This is a genomic window from Streptomyces sp. MH60 (genome assembly GCF_002939385.1).
GTDB lineage: Bacteria > Actinomycetota > Actinomycetes > Streptomycetales > Streptomycetaceae > Streptomyces.
This window is the reverse complement of sequence record NZ_MULI01000081.1, coordinates 1-21,955: the sequence shown is the minus strand read 5'-3', so window position 1 is coordinate 21,955 and position 21,955 is coordinate 1. Positions and strand designations below refer to the sequence as shown.

At 73.5% G+C, this 21,955-nt stretch carries 26 protein-coding genes; 7 read left to right on the top strand and 19 right to left on the bottom strand.

The features are described from left to right. Positions 1 to 118: 118 nt before the first annotated feature. Positions 119 to 730 carry a response regulator transcription factor gene (locus BZZ08_RS32275; RefSeq protein ID WP_003948568.1) on the bottom strand — a complete coding sequence of 204 codons (612 nt, stop codon included), beginning with the start codon at positions 728 to 730 and terminating at the stop codon, positions 119 to 121. A 381-nt stretch (positions 731 to 1,111) separates the two neighbouring features. On the opposite strand from BZZ08_RS32275, the gene BZZ08_RS32270 reads away from it, so the two are divergent. Next, positions 1,112 to 1,438: a WhiB family transcriptional regulator gene (locus BZZ08_RS32270; protein ID WP_104635746.1), complete on the top strand. Its 327-nt coding sequence runs from the start codon at positions 1,112 to 1,114 to the stop codon at positions 1,436 to 1,438. 67 nt (positions 1,439 to 1,505) lie between these two features. Here BZZ08_RS32270 and BZZ08_RS32265 read toward each other — a convergent pair whose 3' ends face one another. Beyond that, positions 1,506 to 2,420, bottom strand: coding sequence for a LysR family transcriptional regulator (locus tag BZZ08_RS32265; RefSeq protein WP_104635745.1), 915 nt, complete (start codon positions 2,418 to 2,420; stop codon positions 1,506 to 1,508). 96 nt (positions 2,421 to 2,516) lie between these two features. Here BZZ08_RS32265 and BZZ08_RS32260 point away from each other — a divergent pair, with 96 nt between their 5' ends. Beyond that, positions 2,517 to 3,185, top strand: a complete 669-nt coding sequence (locus tag BZZ08_RS32260) for an MOSC domain-containing protein (protein ID WP_198601819.1) — start codon at positions 2,517 to 2,519, stop codon at positions 3,183 to 3,185. Between the two features lie 54 nt (positions 3,186 to 3,239). After that, the gene (locus tag BZZ08_RS32255) at positions 3,240 to 4,013 is read left to right on the top strand and encodes an SDR family NAD(P)-dependent oxidoreductase (RefSeq protein WP_104635743.1); all 774 of its coding nucleotides are present in this window, start codon (positions 3,240 to 3,242) and stop codon (positions 4,011 to 4,013) included. Between the two features lie 215 nt (positions 4,014 to 4,228). Here the strand turns inward: BZZ08_RS32255 and groL are convergent, their stop codons facing one another. From groL to BZZ08_RS32235, 4 genes are all read right to left on the bottom strand, one after another. Beyond that, positions 4,229 to 5,848 carry a chaperonin GroEL gene (gene groL, locus BZZ08_RS32250; protein ID WP_104635742.1) on the bottom strand — a complete coding sequence of 540 codons (1,620 nt, stop codon included), beginning with the start codon at positions 5,846 to 5,848 and terminating at the stop codon, positions 4,229 to 4,231. A gap of 133 nt (positions 5,849 to 5,981) precedes the next feature. Beyond that, a complete protein-coding gene (groES, locus tag BZZ08_RS32245) occupies positions 5,982 to 6,290 on the bottom strand; it encodes a co-chaperone GroES (protein WP_019329594.1) in 309 nt (102 codons plus the stop codon). Between the two features lie 230 nt (positions 6,291 to 6,520). Continuing rightward, a complete protein-coding gene (locus tag BZZ08_RS32240; RefSeq protein ID WP_104635741.1) occupies positions 6,521 to 7,249 on the bottom strand; it encodes a polysaccharide deacetylase family protein in 729 nt (242 codons plus the stop codon). Next, on the bottom strand, positions 7,246 to 8,175 hold the full coding sequence (locus tag BZZ08_RS32235) for a polysaccharide deacetylase family protein (protein WP_198601816.1): 930 nt from the start codon (positions 8,173 to 8,175) through the stop codon (positions 7,246 to 7,248). Before BZZ08_RS32235 ends, BZZ08_RS32240 begins: the two co-directional genes overlap by 4 nt. A gap of 90 nt (positions 8,176 to 8,265) precedes the next feature. Here BZZ08_RS32235 and BZZ08_RS32230 point away from each other — a divergent pair, with 90 nt between their 5' ends. Then, positions 8,266 to 9,459: a class I SAM-dependent methyltransferase gene (locus BZZ08_RS32230; RefSeq protein WP_446750283.1), complete on the top strand. Its 1,194-nt coding sequence runs from the start codon at positions 8,266 to 8,268 to the stop codon at positions 9,457 to 9,459. Here BZZ08_RS32230 and BZZ08_RS32225 read toward each other — a convergent pair. The 8 genes from BZZ08_RS32225 to tsaB all read right to left on the bottom strand — a co-directional run bounded on the left by BZZ08_RS32225 (position 9,456) and on the right by tsaB (position 16,176). Next, positions 9,456 to 10,712, bottom strand: coding sequence for an RNA polymerase sigma factor (locus BZZ08_RS32225; RefSeq protein ID WP_104635738.1), 1,257 nt, complete (start codon positions 10,710 to 10,712; stop codon positions 9,456 to 9,458). The genes BZZ08_RS32230 and BZZ08_RS32225 overlap by 4 nt on opposite strands. Before the next feature lie 63 nt (positions 10,713 to 10,775). Beyond that, positions 10,776 to 11,132, bottom strand: coding sequence for a YciI family protein (locus BZZ08_RS32220; RefSeq protein ID WP_104635737.1), 357 nt, complete (start codon positions 11,130 to 11,132; stop codon positions 10,776 to 10,778). A 145-nt stretch (positions 11,133 to 11,277) separates the two neighbouring features. Next, positions 11,278 to 12,315: an LCP family protein gene (locus BZZ08_RS32215; protein ID WP_104635736.1), complete on the bottom strand. Its 1,038-nt coding sequence runs from the start codon at positions 12,313 to 12,315 to the stop codon at positions 11,278 to 11,280. A 130-nt stretch (positions 12,316 to 12,445) separates the two neighbouring features. Further along, entirely contained in the window at positions 12,446 to 13,498 is a 1,053-nt protein-coding gene (locus tag BZZ08_RS32210) for a LacI family DNA-binding transcriptional regulator (RefSeq protein WP_059300049.1), read from the bottom strand. Between the two features lie 84 nt (positions 13,499 to 13,582). After that, the gene (locus tag BZZ08_RS32205) at positions 13,583 to 13,882 is read right to left on the bottom strand and encodes a hypothetical protein (protein WP_104635735.1); all 300 of its coding nucleotides are present in this window, start codon (positions 13,880 to 13,882) and stop codon (positions 13,583 to 13,585) included. Beyond that, the gene (tsaD, locus tag BZZ08_RS32200; protein WP_104635734.1) at positions 13,879 to 15,000 is read right to left on the bottom strand and encodes a tRNA (adenosine(37)-N6)-threonylcarbamoyltransferase complex transferase subunit TsaD; all 1,122 of its coding nucleotides are present in this window, start codon (positions 14,998 to 15,000) and stop codon (positions 13,879 to 13,881) included. Before tsaD ends, BZZ08_RS32205 begins: the two co-directional genes overlap by 4 nt. Beyond that, positions 14,993 to 15,526 (bottom strand): ribosomal protein S18-alanine N-acetyltransferase, encoded by a 534-nt coding sequence (gene rimI, locus BZZ08_RS32195; protein ID WP_104635733.1) that lies wholly within the window; start codon positions 15,524 to 15,526, stop codon positions 14,993 to 14,995. Before rimI ends, tsaD begins: the two co-directional genes overlap by 8 nt. Next, positions 15,523 to 16,176, bottom strand: coding sequence for a tRNA (adenosine(37)-N6)-threonylcarbamoyltransferase complex dimerization subunit type 1 TsaB (gene tsaB / locus BZZ08_RS32190; protein WP_104635732.1), 654 nt, complete (start codon positions 16,174 to 16,176; stop codon positions 15,523 to 15,525). The genes rimI and tsaB overlap by 4 nt, the downstream gene beginning before the upstream one ends. Before the next feature lie 182 nt (positions 16,177 to 16,358). Here tsaB and BZZ08_RS32185 point away from each other — a divergent pair, with 182 nt between their 5' ends. Beyond that, positions 16,359 to 16,913: a hypothetical protein gene (locus tag BZZ08_RS32185; protein WP_104635731.1), complete on the top strand. Its 555-nt coding sequence runs from the start codon at positions 16,359 to 16,361 to the stop codon at positions 16,911 to 16,913. Positions 16,914 to 16,961: 48 nt separating this feature from the next. Here the strand turns inward: BZZ08_RS32185 and BZZ08_RS32180 are convergent, their stop codons facing one another. The 4 genes from BZZ08_RS32180 to alr all read right to left on the bottom strand — a co-directional run bounded on the left by BZZ08_RS32180 (position 16,962) and on the right by alr (position 20,365). Then, the gene (locus tag BZZ08_RS32180; RefSeq protein WP_104635730.1) at positions 16,962 to 17,162 is read right to left on the bottom strand and encodes a hypothetical protein; all 201 of its coding nucleotides are present in this window, start codon (positions 17,160 to 17,162) and stop codon (positions 16,962 to 16,964) included. A 145-nt stretch (positions 17,163 to 17,307) separates the two neighbouring features. Beyond that, positions 17,308 to 17,868 (bottom strand): tRNA (adenosine(37)-N6)-threonylcarbamoyltransferase complex ATPase subunit type 1 TsaE, encoded by a 561-nt coding sequence (gene tsaE / locus BZZ08_RS32175; protein ID WP_446750282.1) that lies wholly within the window; start codon positions 17,866 to 17,868, stop codon positions 17,308 to 17,310. Beyond that, positions 17,834 to 19,093, bottom strand: coding sequence for an alpha/beta fold hydrolase (locus BZZ08_RS32170; RefSeq protein WP_198601815.1), 1,260 nt, complete (start codon positions 19,091 to 19,093; stop codon positions 17,834 to 17,836). The genes tsaE and BZZ08_RS32170 overlap by 35 nt, the downstream gene beginning before the upstream one ends. Before the next feature lie 102 nt (positions 19,094 to 19,195). Beyond that, on the bottom strand, positions 19,196 to 20,365 hold the full coding sequence (alr, locus tag BZZ08_RS32165) for an alanine racemase (protein ID WP_104635729.1): 1,170 nt from the start codon (positions 20,363 to 20,365) through the stop codon (positions 19,196 to 19,198). 63 nt (positions 20,366 to 20,428) lie between these two features. Between alr and BZZ08_RS32160 the strand changes: the two genes are divergently transcribed. Then, positions 20,429 to 20,800 carry a holo-ACP synthase gene (locus BZZ08_RS32160; protein WP_104635728.1) on the top strand — a complete coding sequence of 124 codons (372 nt, stop codon included), beginning with the start codon at positions 20,429 to 20,431 and terminating at the stop codon, positions 20,798 to 20,800. A gap of 185 nt (positions 20,801 to 20,985) precedes the next feature. On the opposite strand, the gene BZZ08_RS32155 is transcribed toward BZZ08_RS32160, so the two are convergent. After that, complete coding sequence (locus BZZ08_RS32155; RefSeq protein ID WP_104635727.1) at positions 20,986 to 21,594, bottom strand: helix-turn-helix domain-containing protein; 609 nt, start codon at positions 21,592 to 21,594, stop codon at positions 20,986 to 20,988. A gap of 79 nt (positions 21,595 to 21,673) precedes the next feature. Between BZZ08_RS32155 and BZZ08_RS32150 the strand changes: the two genes are divergently transcribed. Beyond that, positions 21,674 to 21,955, top strand: a 282-nt coding sequence (locus BZZ08_RS32150) for an NAD(P)H-hydrate epimerase (RefSeq protein ID WP_274543301.1), incomplete at its 3' end; no start/stop codon positions are given.

The window sequence follows — 21,955 nt, the reverse complement described above, 5'->3', positions numbered from 1 at the left end:
CGGCGAAACGAGCAGCGGGCCTCCGGCGGGTCGCCTTGTCACCCCCGCTCACCTCGCGATAAGCGGGGAGCGTCACACCCCCGACGGGCCTCGTCGGCCTCCACCGCACGGGGTTCCCCTAGCGGACCAGGCCCCACCGGAAGCCGAGCGCCACCGCGTGCGCCCGGTCCGAGGCGCCGAGCTTCTTGAAGAGCCGACGGGCATGGGTCTTGACGGTGTCCTCGGAGAGGAACAGCTCCCGGCCGATCTCCGCGTTGGAACGGCCGTGGCTCATGCCCTCGAGCACCTGGATCTCACGCGCGGTGAGCGTGGGCGCGGCACCCATCTCGGCCGAGCGCAGCCGGCGCGGGGCGAGCCGCCAGGTCGGGTCGGCGAGGGCCTGGGTGACGGTGGCGCGCAGTTCGGCGCGCGAGGCGTCCTTGTGCAGGTAGCCACGGGCACCGGCGGCGACGGCGAGGGCCACGCCGTCCAGGTCCTCGGCGACGGTGAGCATGATGATGCGCGCGCCGGGGTCGGCGGACAGCAGCCGCCGGACGGTCTCGACGCCGCCCAGACCGGGCATGCGCACGTCCATCAGAATCAGGTCCGAGCGGTCGGCTCCCCAGCGGCGGAGGACTTCCTCGCCGTTGGCGGCCGTCGTCACGCGCTCGACGCCGGGCACGGTCGCGACCGCGCGGCGGAGCGCCTCTCGGGCAAGCGGGGAGTCGTCGCAGACGAGGACGGAAGTCATGGCCGTCCTCCGCAGCTGATGCGCGTCACGTTGAGCCTCCAGGCTGGTACGAAATCGTCACCTGTGCGGTCGACCGTCCCGGACGCCCGCCCGAGCACTTGTTCCTTCAACCGCCTCCGCACTCTCAACGATGGTCACTCGAAAGAGTTACGGGGCTGTGTGTCGTCTTCGGCACTCTACGTGAGGGGGCGGCCACGCAGCAGACATGCGCGAGGGACCCGCGCCGTTTCATCACAAGCGGTGCCCCATTTAGCCGCTTTTCTTCCACTTCGCTGGTGTCTGCGGCTAGATTCGCAATGAGTCATATTTTCATCTCCTTAGATCGTAGTTGTACGGTCGTGGACACCGTATCCACCCAGAACGGCTACAAGGGGTCACGCAATGGCAGATTTCTCCCGCCTTCCCGGACCGAACGCGGACCTGTGGGACTGGCAACTCCTGGCTGCGTGCCGCGGGGTGGACAGCTCGCTCTTCTTCCATCCGGAAGGCGAACGCGGTGCGGCACGGAGTGCTCGCGAGAACTCGGCCAAGGAGGTCTGCATGAGGTGCCCGGTCCGCGCCGAGTGCGCGGCGCACGCGCTGGCGGTGCGCGAGCCGTACGGCGTGTGGGGCGGGCTGACCGAGGACGAGCGCGAAGAACTCATGGGGCGCGCCCGCAACCGCCTGGTGGCGGCGTCGGCCGGCGGGGAGGCGGCCGCACCTCACTGAAGGAACGTTTCTCTGGAAGAAGGCGACGTAGGCCCCTCAAGGACCCCCGCGGAACTCCCCGACGGGGTCAGCGCGCCGCCGGCTGGCGGGCGCCCGCCCGGGCCAGCTCGTCCAGCGTGGCCGTCACGGCCGGCACCTGCGCCAGGTCGGGCAGCGTGAGCGCGACGATCTCCCGCCGCACGGCCGGCTCCAGCGCGACCGTGCGCGCTCCCCTGGGCCGTACGGACTCGACGGCGAGCTGGGGCAGGACGGCCACGCCGAGGCCCGCACCGACCAGGCCGACCACCGCCGGGTAGTCGTCGGTCGCGAAGTCGATGCGGGGAGCGAATCCGGCGCCCTCGCACACCTCGACCAGCTGGCCGCGACAGCGCGGGCAGCCCGCGATCCAGGACTCCCGGGCCAGCTCGCCGATGGCCACGGACCCTTCGGTACGGGCCAGCCGGTGCCCCTCGGGAACCAGCGCCACCAGCCGGTCGGTCAGCAGCGGCCGTACGACCAGGTCGTCCCACTCCTCGGCGCCGGCCGCGCCCTCGTAGCGGAAGGCGAGCGCCACGTCGCAGTCACCCTCGCGCAGCAGCTCGACGGACTTCGGTGGCTCGGCCTCCTCCAGGGAGACCCGGGTGCCGGGGTGCGCGGCGCGCAGCGCGGCGAGGGCGGTCGGTACGAGGGTGGAGCTGCCGCTGGGGAAGGAGACCAGCCGGACCCGGCCGGCCCGCAGCCCGGCGATCGCGGCGACCTCCTCCTCGGCCGCCGTCAGCCCGGCGATGATCCCGGCGGCGTGCCGCACCAGCGCCTCTCCGGCCTGGGTCAGCCGCATCTCGCGCCCGGTGCGCACCAGCAGCGGGGTGCCGACGGAGGACTCCAGGGCCTTCATCTGCTGGCTGACGGCGGGCTGGGTGCAGCCCAGCTCGCGCCCCGCGGCGGAGAAGGAACCGGTGGATGCCACGGCGCGCAGCACGCGGAGATGACGAGCCTCGATCACACCCCCGAGGATAAGCGACCCTTTGACCGGACGCCGAATAATGCGTCGCCGCTTTGACCGAGCATGTCCTACCGTTCTCGCATGCGTCTTCCCGCCATGAGGCTCCTGTCCGTCAACCTGGGTCGCGCGAAGGCGGTGCCGTACACGGACCAGCCCGAGGGCGTCACCGGCATCGACAAGCGGCCGGCCGACGGCCCCGTGCGGGTCGCGGCGCCCGGGACGGAGGGCTTCGGGGCGAGCGGCCTGGCCGGCGACACCGTCTGCGACACGCGGCACCACGGCGGCGAGGACCAGGCGGTGTACGCGATGGCGCGCGAGGACCTGGACGCCTGGGAGGCCGAGCTGGGCCGTGAGCTGCCGGACGGCTCGTTCGGCGAGAACCTCACCACCACCGGCCTGGACCTCGCCGGTGCCCTCATCGGCGAGCGCTGGCGGGTCGGCCCGGAGCTGCTGCTGGAGGTGACGTCCGGACGCATCCCCTGCCGCACCTTCCAGGGCCACCTGGGTGAACGGCGCTGGGTGAAGCGCTTCACCGAGAAGGGTGCGCCGGGCGCCTACTTCCGCGTCGTCGAGCCCGGTGAGATCCGCGCGGGCGACCCGGTGCGGATCGTGCACCGGCCCGCCCACGAGGTGACGGTGGCCCTGCAGTTCCGCGCGGTGACCACCCAGCGGGAGCTGCTCCCCCGGCTGCTCGCGGCGGGCGACGCGCTGCACCCGGAGGCGCTGGCGGCGGCGCGGAAGTACGTGGCGCAGTACGGCGGCTGAGCGAAGCGGACGTGGTCGGTCCGCACCGGTGATCCCGCGCCCTAACCTTGCGCCATGACAACGGCATTGATTACGGGATCGACGGCGGGCCTCGGCGCCGCGTTCGCGCGTCGGCTGGCGGCCGACGGACACGACCTGGTGCTGGTGGCCCGCGACACCAAGCGACTGCGCGAACAGGCCACCGAACTGCACGACCGGCACGGCATCGAGGCGGAGGTGCTCACGGCGGACCTGTCGACGGACGCCGGCATCGACGCGGTGGCCGCCCGGCTGGGGGACCGCAGGAGCCCCGTCGACCTGCTGGTCAACAACGCCGGTTTCGGCAACAAGGGCCGTTTCCTCGACGTGCCCATGGCCGACGAGCTGACCATGCTCAAGGTGCACTGCGAGGCGGTGCTCCGGCTGACCTCGGCGGCGGTGGAGGCGATGCGGGAGCGGGGCCGCGGCGGCGTCGTCAACGTGGCCTCGGTCGCCGCCTTCGTCCCGCGCGGCACCTACGGCGCCTCCAAGGCGTGGGTCGTCCAGTTCACCCAGGGCGTGGCGAAGGACCTGGCCGGCAGCGGCGTACGCCTGATGGCCCTGGCCCCCGGCTTCGTGCGCACCGAGTTCCACGAGCGGGCCGGCATGGGCACGGACAACATCCCGAACTGGATGTGGCTCGACGCGGACAACGTCGTCGCGGCGGGCCTCGCCGACCTGTCCCGCGGAAAGTCCGTGTCGATCCCCGACCCCCGCTACAAGACCCTGATGGGCGCGGCGAAGCTGGTACCGCGGGGGCTGCTGGGCGGGCTCACGTCCCGGACGGGGCGGAAGTACGGGCCGCAGTAGGAGTGCGAGCCGCTGTCGCCGCTTGCCTGCTCGCCGGGGTTCGTCGGCGGCATCGCCCCGCGAGGGCGCGGGGAACCGCGCGCGCCACCACGACGACGCGGCACCCGGCGACGAGCCCGACCGGGCAGACGCGTTCCCGGCACCGGCGTGCCGAAGCAACGGTGCCCGGCCCCCCGCAGGGGACCGGGCACCGTTCGCTCAGCTCAGCGCAGCGCTCAGTGGGCGTGGCCGTGGCCCGCGGCGGCCGGCTCTTCCTCTTCCTTCTTCTCGACGACCAGGGTCTCGGTCGTCAGCAGGAGGGAGGCGATGGAGGCGGCGTTCTCCAGGGCGGAGCGGGTGACCTTCACCGGGTCGATGACGCCGGCCTTGACCAGGTCGCCGTACTCGCCGGTGGCGGCGTTGAAGCCCTGGCCCTTGTCGAGCTCGGCGACCTTGGAGGTGATGACGTAACCCTCCAGGCCGGCGTTCTCGGCGATCCAGCGCAGCGGCTCGACGGCGGCGCGGCGGACGACCGCGACACCGGTGGCCTCGTCGCCGGTCTTGCCGAGGTTGCCCTCGAGGACCTTGACGGCGTGGACCAGCGCGGAGCCACCACCGGAGACGATGCCCTCCTCGACCGCGGCGCGGGTCGCGGAGATGGCGTCCTCCAGACGGTGCTTGCGCTCCTTCAGCTCCACCTCGGTGGCGGCGCCGACCTTGATCACGCACACGCCGCCGGCCAGCTTCGCGAGGCGCTCCTGGAGCTTCTCGCGGTCCCAGTCGGAGTCCGTGGACTCGATCTCGGCCTTGATCTGGTTGATGCGGCCCTCGACCTCGTCGCGCTTGCCGGCACCGTCGACGATGGTGGTGTCGTCCTTGGTGACGGTGATGCGGCGGGCGGTGCCGAGCACGTCCAGACCGACCTGGTCGAGCTTGAGGCCGACCTCCTCGGAGATGACCGTGGCGCCGGTGAGGACGGCCATGTCCTGCAGCATCGCCTTGCGGCGGTCGCCGAAGCCGGGGGCCTTGACGGCCACCGCGTTGAAGGTGCCGCGGATCTTGTTGACGACGAGGGTGGAGAGCGCCTCGCCCTCCAGGTCCTCGGCGATGATCAGCAGCGGCTTGGAGGCGTTGGCCTGGATGACCTTCTCCAGCAGCGGCAGCAGGTCCGCGATGGAGGAGATCTTGCCCTGGTTGATCAGGATGTACGGGTCGTCGAGGACGGCCTCCATGCGCTCCTGGTCCGTCACGAAGTACGGCGACAGGTAGCCCTTGTCGAAGGCCATGCCCTCGGTGAAGTCCAGCTCCAGACCGAAGGTGTTGGACTCCTCGACGGTGATGACACCGTCCTTGCCGACCTTGTCCATCGCCTCGGCGATCAGCTCGCCGACCTGCTGGTCCTGGGCGGACAGCGCGGCCACGGCGGCGATGTCGGACTTCTCTTCGATCGGGCGGGCGGTGGCGAGAAGGTCTTCCGACACGGCGGCGACGGCCGCGTCGATGCCCTTCTTCAGCAGCGCCGGGGAGGCACCGGCGGCGACGTTCTTCAGGCCCTCGCGCACGAGCGCCTGGGCGAGCACGGTGGCGGTGGTGGTCCCGTCGCCCGCGATGTCGTTGGTCTTGGTCGCCACCTCCTTCACCAGCTGGGCGCCGAGGTTCTCGTACGGGTCCTCGATCTCGACCTCGCGGGCGATGGTGACGCCGTCGTTGGTGATAGTGGGGGCGCCGAACTTCTTGTCGATGACGACGTTGCGGCCCTTGGGGCCGATCGTCACCTTCACGGTGTCGGCGAGCTTGTTGACGCCGCGCTCGAGGGCGCGACGGGCGTCCTCGTCGAACTTCAGGATCTTCGCCATGGGAGCGTGAGCCCTCTTCCGGAAATCTTGGGGTTATACGGCAACTGCGCCCCCGACGCCCGGCTTTTTATGGTCGCGGGAGCCAGGGGCGCAGCTGGAAAGCAAGGTGCTTCGGTGAAGTAAGGAGCTACTTCTACTTCTCGACGATCGCGAGCACGTCGCGGGCCGAGAGGACGAGGTACTCCTCGCCGTTGTACTTCACCTCGGTGCCGCCGTACTTGCTGTAGAGCACGACGTCGCCGACGCTGACGTCGAGCGGAAGACGGTTGCCGTCCTCGAAGCGGCCCGGGCCCACGGCCAGGACGACGCCCTCCTGGGGCTTCTCCTTGGCGGTGTCCGGAATGACCAGGCCCGAAGCCGTGGTCTGCTCGGCGTCGAGCGGCTGGACCACGATGCGGTCCTCGAGCGGCTTGATGGCAACCTTGGAGCTGGCGGTCGTCACGATCCGACCTCCCCCTTCGGAGATCTCACGGGGTTAACTGTCTGAGGTGGCGACCAGGTCGATCCGTCGTCGCGGGTGCCGGACCTGCCCGTCGCTGTGTTGGCACTCTCCGGTGGGGAGTGCCAGACCCGAGACTATGACCGCGATTAGCACTCGGTCAAGCGGAGTGCCAATGCCGACGGCGCGTCGGCCGGTTTTTCGTGTGAGCGCGGGCGCCGGACGGGCCGTGACTACAGGTACTTCTCCAAGTCGCCCACCCTCAGTCCCTGCTCCTCGATCGTCCTCAGCAGGTGTTCCGTGCGGGCCGCCAGGTTCGTGGCCGTCGGGTGGTCCGGGTCGACGGCGATGATGTCGCCGGGGTGGAGGCGATGGTCGCCGCGGGTGGGGGCGAGGACGCCGTCGGCGTCGAGGGTGGCGCGCCACAGGACCAGGGCCGTGATGCCGCAGTCGGCGGCGGCGCGCAGGGTCGTGGTGTCGTACGTGCCGTGCGGCGGGCGGAAGAGGCGGGCGCGGACGCCGAAGCGCGACCTGAGCTTGGTCTGCTGGCCGCAGATCTCGGCGCGCTGCCCGGCATAGGGCAGGCCGCGCAGGGAGCGGTGGTCGAGGGTGTGGTTCTGCAGGCTCGCGCCGAACGGGCGCAGCCGGGCCAAGTCGCCGTACGCCGGTCCGGCGACGGTGTCGGTGAGGAACAGGGTGACCGGGAGGCGCCGTTCGCGGACCAGGCCGGCGAAGGCGGGGTCGCGCTCGGCGCTGTCGTCGTAGGTGAGGAAGACGACCGGGTCGTCGGTGCGGACGTGGTCCACGACCGGGGGCGGCCGCCGCCCCTGGTCGGCGTGCTGGGCGGGGTCCCCGGCCGCCGCCGCGTGTTCGGCGGGGGCGGCGAGCCGGTCGCAGGCGGTGAGCGGGAGCAGCAGGGCGGCCAGGGCGGCGCCGGCCGGCCGGAACCGCCCTCGCCTCACAGGTAGTCCTCCAGGCGGGCCACCGCGTACCCGTCGGCGGTGATCCGGTCCAGGAAGCGGCGGACCATGTCGGTCATCGTGCCGTCCCAGTCGTCGGTGCCCCGGAAGTGGGTGAGGACGATGTCGCCGGGGTGCAGGTCCTGGTCCCACTCGCGGTACTCCCAGTGGTCGACGTACACCTCCTCGCTCCAGATCGGGGCGTACTCGATGCCGCAGGACTTGGCGGCGCGCAGGGTGTCGCCGTCGTAGTTGCCGAAGGGCGGGCGGAAGAGGACGGGGCGCTTGCCGTAACGCTTCTCCATCACGTCCTGCATGCCGCAGATCTCCTGCTTCTGCTCCTCGTAGGAGAGCGCGGGGAGGTAGGGGTGGCTCAGGGTGTGGTTGTTGAGGGTGATGCCGCGGGCCTGCATCTTCTTGAAGTAGCCGTAGTCGTCCTTGATCTCCTCGTCGGTGAGGAAGACGGTGTACGGGATCCTCAGCTCGCTCATCATCCTCAGGAACGCCGGGTCCTTCTCGGCGCCGTCGTCGATGGTGAGGAAGACGACCTTCTCCTCGGTGGGGACCGTGGTGAAGACCGGCGGGAGGCCGTCCTCCTCCTGGCCGTCGACCTCGAAGCCCTCGCGGGCCTTGATCTCGGGCTTCTCCTCAGGCGGCGCGGGGGCCGTGAGCGGGACCTTCTCCAGGCCCCAGCGCTTGGCGGCGGCGACCAGGGCGGCCCGGGCCGCGCGGGCCTTGGCCGCGCCGTCGACCGCGCGGGCGGGGGGAGCCTTCGGGGCCTGCTGGCCGGCGGCGCCCCGCACCCCCTGGCCGTCGCCCTGCGCGCAGCCGGCGGCGAGGGCGGCGAGGACGAGGACGACGGTGGCCCGAGGCACCCGGGACACGCGACGCGACGCCCGACTTTTGTCATTTTGTACGACTGCTCGCATGGTGCCGGATCCTCGCAGTCCCGGACCGCCGAACCCGGCCCGACACCGCGCCGGAGGCACACCATCCACCGACTGGCCCACAATGAGTCGGTGAACGACCTGGACTCCCTCCGCACCCTGCTCGCCCCCGAAGGCCGCGCGCTCCTCGACGAGGTGCGCGACACCGACCCCGCGCGGGAGTTGGCGGTCGCGACCCGGTTGCGGCGCACGCATCCGGCCGAGCTGGTGTCGGCGGCGCTCGGGCAGGCGCGGCTGCGGCAGCGCGCGGTGGCGAAGTTCGGGGCGGAGGACGCCGGGCGGATGCTCTTCACGCCCAACGGGGTCGAGCAGTCGACGCGGGCGAGTGTGGCGGCGTACCGGGCGGCGTGCTTCCGGGCGCTCGGGGTGCGCTCCGTGGCCGACCTGTGCTGCGGGATCGGGGGCGACGCGATCGCGCTGGCGCGGGCCGGGGTCCGGGTGCTCGCCGTCGACCGCGACCCGGCGGCCGTCGCGGCCGCACGCGCCAACGCCGACGCGCTGGGGCTCGGCGAGCTGATCGAGGTGCGCGAGGCGGACGTGACGGAGGTGGACACGGGTGGGTACGACGCCGTGTTCGTCGATCCGGCGCGGCGGGGCGGGCGGGGCCGGATCTTCGATCCCGAGGCGTACTCGCCGCCGCTGTCCTGGGCCGTGCGGGCGGCCCGTACGGCCTCCGGCGCCGCCGCGCTGAAGGTGGCGCCCGGCATCCCGCACGAGGCGGTGCCCGAGGACGCCGAGGCCGAGTGGGTCTCCGACGGCGGGGACGTGAAGGAGGCCGTGCTGTGGTTCGGGACCGGCACGGCGCCGGGGGCGGTGCGGGCCACGCTGCTGCCCGGCCCGCGCACCCTGCGCGGCACCGGCCTGCCCGACCCCCGGGTCCGTACGCCCGGCCGGTACCTCTACGAGCCGGACGGCGCCGTCATCCGCGCCCATCTGGTCGCCGAGGTCGCCGAACAGGTGGGCGGCGGGCTGCTCGACGCCACCATCGCGTACGTCACCGGGGACGCGCTGCTGCCGACGCCGTACGCCACGGCGTACGAGATCACCGACCGGATGCCCTTCAACGTCAAGAAGCTGAAGGCGCTGCTGCGGGAGCGCGGCGTCGGGACGCTGACCGTGAAGAAGCGGGGCTCGGCGGTGGAGCCGGAGGAGCTGCGGAGGAAGGTCAGGCCGCAGGGGCCGAACGCCGCGACGGTGTTCCTGACCCGGGTCGCGGGGGCGCCGACGATGCTGATCGGGCATCCGGCGGCTCGTCCGGCGGGTTAGTCGGCCGCCTCCCGGGCGCGGCGCAACAGGAGGGCGCGTTCGCGTGCGTTGCGGGTCAGGGACGCGGCCCGTTCGAACTCCGTGCGGGCCTCGGCCCCGCGGTCCAGGCGGAGCAGGAGGTCGCCGCGGACGCTGGGGAGCAGGTGGTAGTCGCGCAGGGCGGGTTCGGCGGCGAGGGCGTCGACGAGGGCCAGGGCGGGGGCGGGGCCCTCGGCCATGGAGACGGCGACCGCGCGGTTGAGTTCGACGACCGGGGACGGGACGCGGGCCGCGAGCAGGCCGTAGAGGGTGGCGATGCGGGGCCAGTCGGTCTCCTCGTACGTGTAGGCCGTCGCGTGGCAGGCGGCGATCGCGGCCTGGAGGACGTACGGGCCCGGGGCGCCGGAGACGGTGGTGGCGCGGGCGTGGCCGAGGGCGGTGATGCCGCGGGCGATGAGCAGACGGTTCCAGCGGTGGCGGTTCTGGTCCTTCAGCAGCACCGGCTCGCCGTCGGGGCCGGTGCGGGCGGCGGTGCGGGAGGACTGGAACTCCAGCAGCGCCGTCAGGCCGTGGACCTCGGGTTCCTTCGGCATCAGGGCGGACAGGACGCGGGCCAGGCGCAGGGCGTCCTCGCACAGGGCGGGGCGGAGCCAGTCGTCGCCCGCGGTGGCCGCGTAGCCCTCGTTGAAAATCAGGTAGATGACCTCGAGGACCGAGCCGAGGCGGGCCGCGCGGTCGGGGCCGTACGGCACCTCGAAGGCGACGTTCTTCCTGGCCAGGGTGCGTTTGGCGCGCACGATGCGCTGGGCGACCGTCGGTTCGGGGACCAGGCAGGCGCGGGCGATCTCCGGCGTGGTCAGACCGCCGAGCAGACGGAGGGTGAGGGCGATGCGGGCCTCGGCGGACAGCACCGGGTGGCAGGCGGTGAAGACCAGTCGGAGCAGGTCGTCGTCGATGTCCTCGGGGTCGGCGGGCTCCTCGGGCGGGGGCGCCGCGGCGGGCAGGTCACGGCCGATCTCCGCGAGCTTGCGGGCGTAGGTCTCCCGGCGCCGGATCAGGTCGACGGCGCGGCGGCGGGCGGTGGTCATGAGCCAGGCGCCCGGGTTGTCGGGCACGCCGTCCCGGGGCCACTGCTCAAGGGCCGCGACCAGGGCGTCCTGGGTGAGTTCCTCGGCGATGCCGACGTCCCGGACGAGCCGGGCCACGCCGGCGATGACGCGGGGCGACTCCAGCCGGAAGACGGTTTCGAGGGCGGCGGTGGGCTGCGGTTCCACAGCCCACCATGCAACACCCTCGGGGCGCCGGGGCAAAACGGGACTCGGTCCGCCCTCGGTCGCTCAGCCCTCCATCAGCTCCCGCACCTCGCAGGTCACCGTCCAGTACTCCTCGTGCACCTTCAGGAAGCGCTTGGTCCACTCGATCGCCTCGGCCCGGTCCTTGGCCTGGAGGAGGGAGTAGCCGCCGATGACCTCCTTGGTCTCGGTGAAGGGCCCGTCGGTCACGGAGAGCTGTCCGCCCTCGTAGTGGACGCGGGTGCCCTGGGCGGTGGGGGTCAGACCGGCCGTGTCGAGCAGGACGCCCGCCTTGGTCATCTCCTCCATCAGCTTCTCCATCCGCTGGATCAGCTCGGGGCTGGGGCCGCCGGAAAGGGCGTCGGACTCCTCGATGCGGATCAGCGACAGGTAGCGGGGCATGGTGGCTCCTCGGGTGGTCCGGTGGCCGGGGCTTCTCCCCGGTCTCTCACCCCTGTGTCGAACGGGCGGCCCGTGGATCGACACCCGCGGCGGGATTCCCCCGGATTTTTCCCGGGATTCCCCCGAGGATTTCCCCGGGACCTTCTCAGCGCAGCGATTCCCACAGGTCAGCGGCGTCCGGCTGGTCGGCCACCACCCGGTTGGGGTCGGACGGCGCGGGCAGCACCGGCATCGTCAGGGTGCGCACGTCGGCCGCGTCCAGGTCCCCGAGGCTGCGGCCCAGGTTCATCAGCTCGCCCAGCGAGTCCAGGCCGGTGTCGGTGGTGAGGCTGCCGGTGAGGGCGTCGGCGACCTGGTAGAGGCGTGCGGGGTCGGTGAGCAGGTCGGTGGCGGAGACCCGCTCCAGGAGCGCCTTGACGAGCTTGTGCTGGAGCTCTATCCGGGCGAGGTCGCTGCCGCCCGCCAGCCCGTACCGGGTGCGGGCCAGGCCGAGGGCCTCGGTGCCGTCGAGGTGGTGGGTGCCTGCCTCCAGGTGCAGGTGGCTCTTGTCGTCGTCGATGTCGACGTCCGTGGTGACCGTGACCCCGCCGAGCGCGTCGACCAGGTCGGCGAAGCCGGAGAAGTCGACCTCGACGTAGTGGTCCATGCGCACGCCGGTGAGCACCTCGACGGTCTTGACGGCGCAGACCGGCCCGCCCAGTTCGTAGGCCGTGTTGAACATCGCGCCGCTTGCCGCCCTGGTCGTACCGCCGGACGGCAGCGGGCAGGAGGGCCGCTCGACGAGCGTGTCGCGCGGGATGCTGACGACGGTGGCGGCGGTGCGGCCCGCGTCGAGGTGGACGACCATCGCGGTGTCCGAGCGGGCGCCCCCGCTGTCGCCGCCGCCGAGTTCCCGGTTCTCCTCGCCGTCGCGCGAGTCGGAGCCGAGGACGAGGAGGTTCAGGGCGCCGGTGGGCACCGGGGACGCGGAGGGCGAGGCGGAGGGGACGGTGACCGGCCGCGCGGGGCGGTCGTCCCCGAGCGCGCTGTCGATGTCGACGCCTGTGATGTTGCCGTTGAGGTGCCAGTAGGCCCAGCCCGCCGCCCCGGCGCCGAGCAGCAGGGAACCGGCCAGGGCCAGGCCGGCCACCTTCACCCCTGTGCGGCGGCCGCTCCGGCCGTCCTGTCCGCCCCGTGCCGCCATGCGTCAGCCCCCGCCCCGCCCGTCCCGTCCGCGTCCCACCCCGGATGCCCCGCCGGAAGGAACATAAGTCCGAATTATTGAAACTGGAACGGGTGGGTCGGGCTTCTGCGGAAATTCTCAGACTGGCGGCTTATCCCTCCCGGGGCGGCGCCGTACTGCTGCGCACCTCCAGGCTGGTGGCCAGCTCCACGCGGGTCGCCGTCGAGGAGCCGTCGTCCCGTCCGAGGTCCAGGACGAGCCGGGCCGCCGCCTCGGCCATCTCCATCAGCGGCTGCCGTACGGTCGTCAGCGGCGGCCCCACCCAGCGGGCCACCGGCAGGTCGTCGAACCCGACCACGCTCAGGTCGTGCGGGATGCGCAGCCCCAGTTCGCGGGCGGCCTCGTACAGCCCGAGCGCCTGGAGGTCGTTGCCGGCGAAGACGGCGGTCGGCCGGTCCGGGCGGCGCAGCAGTTCCAGGCCCTGGCGGTAGCCGGCCTCGTGGTGGAAGTCGCCGGTCACGATCAGACCGGGGTCGACCGGCAGCCCCGCCGTCTCCAGGGCCGCCCGGTAGCCGTCGACGCGGGCGCGGCTGCACATCATGCGGGTGGGTCCGCTGATGGCGCCGATGCGGGTGTGGCCGAGGTCGACCAGGTGCCGGGTGGCGGCGAGACCGCCCTGCCAGTTGGTGGCGCCGATGGACGGCACGTCGGCGCCCGGGTCGCCGGCCGGGTCCATCACCACGAACGGGATGGAGCGGCTGGTGAGCAGGGCCCGCTGGGACTCGTCGAGGCCGGACAGGACGAGGATCACGCCGTGCGGGCGGCGGGCGGCGACCTGGTCGGCCCAGGTCCGGCCGGGGGTGAGGCGGCCCGCGCTCTCGGAGAGCACGACACTGAGCCCGGTGTCCCTGGCCACGTTCTCCACGCCCCGGATGACCTCCATCGCCCAGGCGCTCTCCAACTCGTGGAAGACCAGGTCGATCAGCGGCGAGCGGGTCGACTCGGCACGCCTGCGCCGGTAGCCGTGGACGCGGAGCAGTTCCTCGACGCGGGCCCGGGTCGAGGGGGCGACGTCGGCGCGCCCGTTGAGCACCTTCGAAACAGTCGGCGCCGACACACCGGCCTCACGCGCGATCTCGGCGAGGGTCGCGGTCTGGGCGGACCGCTTTTGCGTCCGGGTTTCAGCGGGCTGCGGGGATGTCATGGCGGCGATCGTAACCCCATGAGGCCACCTGACGAAGGGGTCGGCGAACCGACGCCCATCGGAACATTCGACACAGACGCCGAATCATTCGGTCCGGCCGTCATCACCCTCGACGGACTCGACCGACTCGACGGACTCGACCGACTCGAACCGCCAACGGTGCACCGCCCGCGCCACCAGACCGTCGTCCGGTTCGGGCAGCTCCGGGAGTTCGGCGTCGTACGCGGCGTCCCACCAGGTGATGACGAGGACGCGGTCCTGCGGGGCGCGCAGGGTCTCGCGGCGCAGCGGCGGCAGCGGCAGCTCCTGGCGCCGCGCCCAGGCCAGCAGCTCGCCGCCCCGGCCGGGCACGGCCCGCGCCTCCCACATCAGCGCGACGGTCACGAGTACAGGTTCTCCTTGCTCACTTCGTGGACGTGATCGTGGCCGTGGTGGCCGTGTGCGTGGCCCTGTCCCGGCACGTGCGGGTCGGTCACCGGGAGGGAGGAGTCGGCCGAGAGGTCCCAGTCGGAGGCGGCCCGGTTCCGGGCGACCATCTCGGCGCCGAGCGCGGCGACCATCGCGCCGTTGTCCGTGCACAGCTTGGGACGCGGCACCCGCAGCCGGATACCGGCCGCCTCGCAGCGCTCCTGGGCCAGCGCCCGCAGCCGGGAGTTGGCGGCCACGCCGCCGCCGATCATCAGATGGTCGACGCCCTCGTCCTTGCAGGCCCGCACGGCCTTGCGGGTCAGCACGTCCACGACCGCCTCCTGGAAGGACGCCGACACGTCACGCACCGGCACCTCCTCCCCCGCCGCCCGCTTGGCCTCGATCCAGCGGGCCACGGCCGTCTTGAGACCGGAGAAGGAGAAGTCGTACGCCGGGTCGCGCGGGCCGGTCAGACCGCGCGGGAAGGCGATCGCGGCCGGGTCGCCCTCGCGCGCGTACCGGTCGATGACCGGGCCGCCCGGGAAGCCCAGGTTCAGCACCCGGGCGATCTTGTCGAAGGCCTCGCCGGCCGCGTCGTCGATGGTGGCGCCCAGCGGGCGGACGTCGGAGGTGATGTCCGTGGAGAGGAGCAGCGAGGAGTGCCCGCCGGAGACCAGCAGCGCCATCGTCGGCTCGGGCAGCGCACCGTGTTCGAGCTGGTCGACGCAGATGTGCGAGGCGAGGTGGTTGACGCCGTACAGCGGCTTGCCGAGCGCGTAGGCGTACGCCTTGGCCGCCGAGACGCCGACCAGCAGGGCTCCCGCGAGGCCGGGTCCGGCGGTGACGGCGATGCCGTCGAGGTCGCGGGCGTTCACCCCCGCCTCCTTGAGGGCGCGCTCGATGGTCGGCACCATCGCCTCCAGGTGGGCGCGGCTCGCCACCTCCGGCACGACGCCGCCGAAGCGGGCGTGCTCGTCGACGCTGGACGCGACGGCGTCGGCCAGCAGGGTGGTGCCGCGTACGACACCGACGCCGGTCTCGTCGCAGGAGGTCTCGATCCCCAGCACGAGAGGCTCGTCGCGTGAGTCAGCCATGGTTCTCGGTTCCTCGTTCGGTTCCCGGTACGGAGGTGGACGGGTCGGTCAGGCGCATCACCAGGGCGTCCACGTTCCCCGGCTGGTAGTAGCCGCGTCTGAAGCCGATGGGCTCGAAGCCGAAGCGCTCGTAGAGGCGCTGGGCACGCGTGTTGTCCACCCGGCACTCGAGGAGCACCTCGGTGCACTCGAAGTCGGTCGCCGCGCGGAGCAGCTCGGTCAGCAGCCGCGCCCCGAGGCCGGTGCCCCAGTGGTCGCGGGCGACGGCGATGGTCTGCACGTCGGCCTGCTCCCCGGAGGTGACCAGGCCCGCGTAGCCGACGAGGCGGCCCTCCTCCTCGGCGACGAGGTAGCGCCGGGTCGCCCCGGGCCCGCGCGCGTGCGCCAGCTCGGACCAGAACATCCCGCGCGACCAGGCGTCCTCCGGGAACAGCTCCCGCTCCATGCGCAGCACGGGGTCGATGTCCCACCAGCGCATCTCACGCAGCGCGGCGGACGCGGACTCGGCAGTGGCTGGCTCGGTCACTTGGGGGTGACCACCTTGTAGTTCTTGGGGACCTGGGCGTCGGGCCGGCGCAGGTACAGCGGCCGGGGCGCGGGCAGCTCCTCCCCCGCCGCCAGCTTCTCGGCGGCCAGCCGGGCCAGGGCGGCGGCGGACACATGCTCCGGCTCGTGCGCCCGGGGGAAGGTGTCCGGGTACAGCAGCGCGCCCGCGCCGACGGCCGGGAGCCCGGCCACCTGGTCCGCGAGGTCGGCGGGCCGGTCGACGGCCGGGTCGGTGAGCCGGGTGCGGGAGTCGGCGTACCGCGCCCAGTAGACCTCTTTGCGGCGGGCGTCGGTCGCCACCACGAAGGGGCCCTCCAGGTCGGCGGCGAAGGCGAGGCCGTCCAGCGTGCACACACCGTGCACGGGCACGCCGAGCGCGAGCCCGAAGGCGTCCGCGGTCATCAGGCCGACGCGCAGCCCCGTGTACGGGCCGGGGCCGGTACCGGCGACGATGCCGGTGACGGCGTCGAGCCGCAGGCCGGCCTCCGCGAGCACCCGGTCGAGGGCGGGCAGCAGCAGCTCACCGTGCCGACGGGCGTCGACCTGGCTCGACGAGGCGATGACGTCCGTACCGTCGTGCAGCGCGACGGTGACGGCGGGCGTGGCGGTATCCAGAGCGAGCAAGAGCACGCAAACAGCCTACGGCGCCGCGCGCCCCGCGTCGGACGCCCTGTGGACAACCCGGGTGCGCTCGACCGGCGCGACCCGGCCGCCCCGTGTCGCGCACCGCGTTCACCCGCTCACGTACTGCTACCGTCGCCCGGGGGTATCGGCACGCAGGACGCACGAGTACGACGACGAGGTGGTCGCCAGTGGCAAGCAGCAGCGCCGGTATCGTCACCGGCCTCACCACGGCGGCCCTCGTGACCATCGGCGTCCTCGCCCACCAGGCGTCCGTCAGCGTCCCGGACGACCTCGGCCGGACCCGTGCGACCAGCAGCCCCGCCCCGGGCCCCGCCAAGGCGCCGCGCGACCGGCGGCACCCCGACGCCCTGCCCGCGCTGTCCGGAACGGGTGAACGGGTGGTGTACTCGGTGGACGACGACCGCGTGTGGCTGGTCGGCCCCGGGAACGAGGTGCGGCGCACCTTCGAGGTCACGCCCAGCACGGTCGATCCGACCCCGGGCGCCTACACGGTCACGTCCCGGTCCAACCGGATCACCGGGTCCGACGGCATCCCGGTCGAGCACGTGGTGCGCTTCGCCGGCGCCCAGGGCGTGGCCATCGGGTTCAGCGCGGCGGTCGACGGCTCGACGGCCCGGCCCGCGCCGGACCGGCCCACCGGCGGCATCCGCGAGTCGCGCGCGGACGGCGACGCGATGTGGAGGTTCGCGACGATCGGACGGCAGGTCGTCGTCGTCCCCTGACGACGCGCGGGCGCGCGAGGCCGGTGGAGCGGACGGCTCCCGCGGGTGTCAGGCGGCCTCGCGGTGCTCGCGGTGGCCTCGCTGGTCGCGGACCGGTCGGTACGCCTCGGGCTCGGGGGCGCGCGGCGGCGTCGAGACCGCCGTCGCGGCGGCGCAGGAGGCGAGCAGGTCCCGCATCGACACCCCGGCGGGCGCGGACGGCCGGGGCCCGGGGCGGCCCTGGGGCTGGGCCTGGGACGTGGACGACATGGACGCCTCCTGGAGCTCGGGGGCGGGCGCAGTAAGGCATGCCTAACTACGAACTGAGTACCATGTGACCACGCGCGAGTCCCCGAGCGCAATCTTTTGCCGACGACCTGTCGGAAAATCCCGCGGGAGGGCCCCGCCGGGCGGCTCAGCCGGCGAGGACGCTCACGTCCGCCGTGGCCCAGCGCTCGCCGAGGCCGGTCACCGTCACGTGCCGCACCTCGTCGGTGGTGTCGCCGACGGCCCGGTCGATACGGACCCGCAGCCGGTCCTCGGTCAGCTCCTCGACCTTGCCCTCGCCCCACTCGACCACGATCACCGAGTCGGACAGGGAGACGTCGAGGTCGAGGTCCTCCATCTCGTCCAGGCCGCCGGACAGCCGGTAGGCGTCCACGTGGACGAGCGGCGGACCGTCGCCGAGCGGCGGGTGCACCCGGGCGATCACGAAGGTCGGGGAGGTCACGGCGCCCCGCACGTCGAGGCCCTCGCCGAGCCCCCGGGTCAGCGTCGTCTTGCCCGCGCCCAGCTCCCCGCTGAGCATGACCAGGTCACCGGCGCGCAGCAGCCCGGCGAGCCTGCGGCCCAGGTCCCGCATCTGCTCGGGCGAGGTGACGGTGATCTCGACGCCGGGGGACGCGACGCCGGGGGACGGGGCGGAGGAGGGACCGGAGGGCTCAGCCGGGCCCCGCGCTGCTGCTGGTGCTTCCATAGCCGTCCACGGTAGCCGCTGCCGGCACGGCGCCCGCGCGGGCGAGCAGGTCGGCGAGGCGGTCGGTGACCAGCTCGGGGTGTTCCAGCATCACCAGGTGCCCCGCGTCCGGGACGAGCACCAGCTCGGCGTCCGGCAGCAGACCGGCGATCGCCTCGCTGTGCTCGCTCGGCGTCACCAGGTCCCGCACTCCGGCCAGGACCAGGACCGGGAGCCCGGCGAAGTGGGCGAGGGCCTCGGTCTTGTCGTGGTCGTTGAAGGCCGGGTAGAACTCGGCGACGACGTCGATCGGCGTCGACTCGATCATCCGCTCGGCGAACCGGGCCACGGCCGGGTCCACGTCCCGGGACGCGAACGAGTACCGCTTGATGATCCCGGCGAACAGGTCGGCCGTCGCCCGCCGTCCCCGCTCCACCAGCTCGGCCCGCTGCCCCAGCGCCTTGAGCACGCCCGGCAGCACCCGCCGCACCGCGTTGACGCCGGCCACCGGAAGCCCGAAGTTGACCTCGCCGAGCCGCCCGGACGACGTACCGACGAGGGCGACGGCGGCGACGCGCTCGCTGATCAGGTCGGGGAAGGCGTCGGCCAGCGCCATCATGGTCATGCCGCCCATGGAGTGCCCGACGAGCACGATCGGGCCCTCGGGTGCGGCCGCGTCGATGACGGCCTTCAGATCGCGGCCCAGCTCATCGATGCTGACCGGCCGGTCGTCCCGCGTCTGGGCCACGCCCCGCCCGGACCGGCCGTGGCTGCGCTGGTCCCAGTAGACGGTGCGGACGACTCCCCTGAGGGCCGCCCGCTGGAAGTGCCAGGAGTCCTGGTTGAGGCAGTAGCCGTGGCTGAAGACGACGGTGACGGGCGCGGGCGCCTTGCGGCCGAACAGCCGCCTGCGGCGCGGGGCGCGGTCGGCCTCGGCCTCCGGGTCGGGGTCGTCGACCTCGTAGTACAGCTCGGTGCCGTCCTCGGCGTACGCCCTGCCGGGGGTGCCGCGCAGTCCGCCGTACGGGCCCGCCGAGTCGAGGGCGAGGCGGGCCTTGCGGCGCATCCCGCGGCCGACGGTGAGCCGTTCTATCGCCACGCCGGCCGCGGCACCCGCCGCGACCACGCCTATCGCGACCCCGGCGACGCCGGTCGCCCGGCGCCAGCCGCCCGCGGCGGCCTCGGTGGCGGCCTCCGTGGCGGAGGCGACGGCCGCCACGACGGCCTCCCCGCTGCTCTCGCTCACGTAACCGCTCCTCTTCACCGGGTTCGCCGGGTTCACCGGGCCGCTCTGCGCCTACCCGCTGCCGATCGCTGTTTCACCTGGACGCGCGTCGCCGCGGACCGGTCACTCGTTGACGTAGACGCGCGGGACGCGGCTTCCGATCCGGGTGACGATCTCGTACGCGATGGTGCCCGCCGCCTGGGCCCAGTCCTCGGCGGTGGGCTCGCCGCGGTCGCCGGGCCCGAACAGCACCGCCTCGGCGCCCGGCTCGGGCCGGTCCCCGCCCAGGTCGACGACGAACTGGTCCATCGCGATCCGCCCCGCGACCGTGCGCCACTTGCCGTCGACCAGGACGGGGCCGGTGGAGGAGGCGTGGCGCGGGACGCCGTCCGCGTAGCCGAGCGGGACGAGGCCGAGGGTGGTCTCGCCGGGGGTGGTGTAGTGGTGCCCGTAGCTGACGCCGTGGTCGCCGGGGACCTGCTTGACCAGGGCCAGCGAGGCGGCCAGCGTCATCACCGGGCGCAGTCCGAAGTCGGCCGGGGTGCCGATCTCGGGGCTGGGCGAGACGCCGTACATCGCGATGCCGGGCCGTACGAGGTCGAAGTGGGCGTCGGGGAGGGTGAGGGTGGCCGGCGAGTTGGCGATGTGCCGCACCTCGGGGCGCAGGCCCTGCCCCTCGGCGTACGCCGTCATCTCCCGGAAGCGGGTGAGCTGCGCGGCGATGGAGGGGTGGCCGGGCTCGTCGGCGCAGGCGAAGTGGGACCAGAGCCCGGTGACCCGCAGCAGCCCCTCCTCCTCGGCGCGCAGGGCGGCGCCGACCAGTTCCTCCCAGTCCTCGCCGGGCTGGCAGCCGTTGCGGCCGAGCCCGGTGTCCGCCTTGAGCTGCACGCGCGCGGGTACCCCGGCCGCCCGTGCCGCATCGACGACCTCCTCCATGGCCCACAGTGCGCTGACGGACACGTCGAGACGGGCCTCGACGGCCTCCCGCCAGGGCCCGCCGGGCGTCCAGAGCCAGCACATGACGCGTACGTCGTCCGGCAGTCCGGCCTCCGCGGCCCGCAGGGCGAGGGCCTCCTGCGGGGTGGCGGTGCCGAGCCAGGTCGCGCCCGCCTGGACGGCGGCGCGGGCGCAGGGTAGGGCGCCGTGCCCGTAGGCGTCCGCCTTGACGACGGCCATGAGGGCCGCGCCGGGGGCCCGTTCGCGCAGGGCGCGGACGTTGGCCCGCAGGGCGGCCAGGTCGATCTCGGCCCGGGCGCGCAGTACCGCGTCCCGCCGAGCAGCTGTCTCACTCATCGTGCCCCCTAGTCTCTCAGAGCACCCGGCCGCCCCCGCCCCGCAGTCGTTAGGGTGCCGGGCATGAGCATCATCGGGGTCGGGATCGACGTGGCCGAGGTCGAGCGGTTCGGGGCGTCGCTGGAGCGCACACCGGCCCTTGCGGCGCGGCTCTTCCTGGAGAGCGAGTTGCTGCTGCCGGGCGGCGGGCGCCGGGGCATCGCCTCGCTCGCCGCCCGCTTCGCGGCGAAGGAGGCGCTGGCCAAGGCGCTCGGCGCGCCTGCGGGGCTGCTGTGGACGGACGCCGAGGTGTACGTCGAGGACAGCGGGCAGCCGCGGCTGCGGGTCTCCGGGACGGTGGCGGCGCGGGCGGCGGAGCTGGGCGTGGCGTCGTGGCACGTCTCGCTGAGCCACGACGCGGGGATCGCGTCGGCGGTGGTGATCGCGGAGGGCTAGGGGGTGTCGCCTGGATCAGGTCGGCTCCGGACGCGAAAGAAGGACGGCGGCGGCCCGGTCCGTGGCTCCGGACGCGAAAGCAGGGCGGCGGCGGCCCGGTCGGGCGTTCCGGGCCCGGGCCCGCGGAGTGAGCCGCCGTACGGCGCCCGGGGGCCGGCCTCCGGGGACCGGCGCCCGCGGTGCGGTCAGTCGCCGGTCGGGCGGACCCGGATGTGCATGCGCTCGCCCTGTGCTCCGTACAGGGCGATCCACTCGACGGGCTGGTCCCCGGCGTTGGCGATGCCGTGCGGGACGCGGGTGTCGAACTCCGCCGTCTCCCCCGCCGTCAGGACCAGGTCGTGCTCGCCGAGGGCGAGGAGCAGGCGGCCGGAGAGGACGTAGAGCCACTCGTGGCCCTCGTGCGACCCCTGTTCGGGCCGGGGCGTCCACTCGGTCCGCGGGGTGGCCGGGGCGGGGAGGATCTGCTTGTAGGCGTGCAGGCCGTCGTTCGGGTTCCGGGTGAGCGGGACCCACGTCTGTCCGTGCCGGGTGAAGGGCCGGGGATGGACGCGGGGGTCGCCGGTGCGCGAGCCGACGAGTTCGTCCAGGGGCAGCCGGTGCGCCCGGGCCAGCGGCAGCAGGTGCCGCAGTCCCGGCTCGCGCTGCCCCGACTCCAGCCGGGACAGGGTGCTCACGGAGACGCCGGTGACGGCGGCGAGCTGGGCCAGCGTCAGTCCGCGGGCCTGCCGGATGGCGCGCAGACGGGCCCCGAGCGAGGTCATCACCTGTGCCGTCTCGTCGTCACCGCCGGTCATGGGTCCACTGTCCCCCATCGCGGATTCCGGGGAGCGGCGGGCCGTGCGTGTTCCCGGCGTACGGGGAAGACTCGACGGCATGCGGACTGCGTACAGCGTGGAAACGGTCAGGAACGCCGAACGGGAGCTGATGGCCCGGCTGCCGGAGGGGGCGCTGATGCAACGGGCCGCGGCGGGGCTGGCCGCCGCCTGCGCCCAGGTGCTGGGCCGGGTGGCCGGGCGGGTCTACGGCAGCCGGGTGGTGCTGCTGGTCGGCAGTGGCGACAACGGCGGCGACGCCCTGTACGCGGGCGCGCGGCTGGCCCGGCGGGGCGCGGGTGTGACGGCGGTGCTGCTCGCTCCGGACCGGGCGCACGGCGGC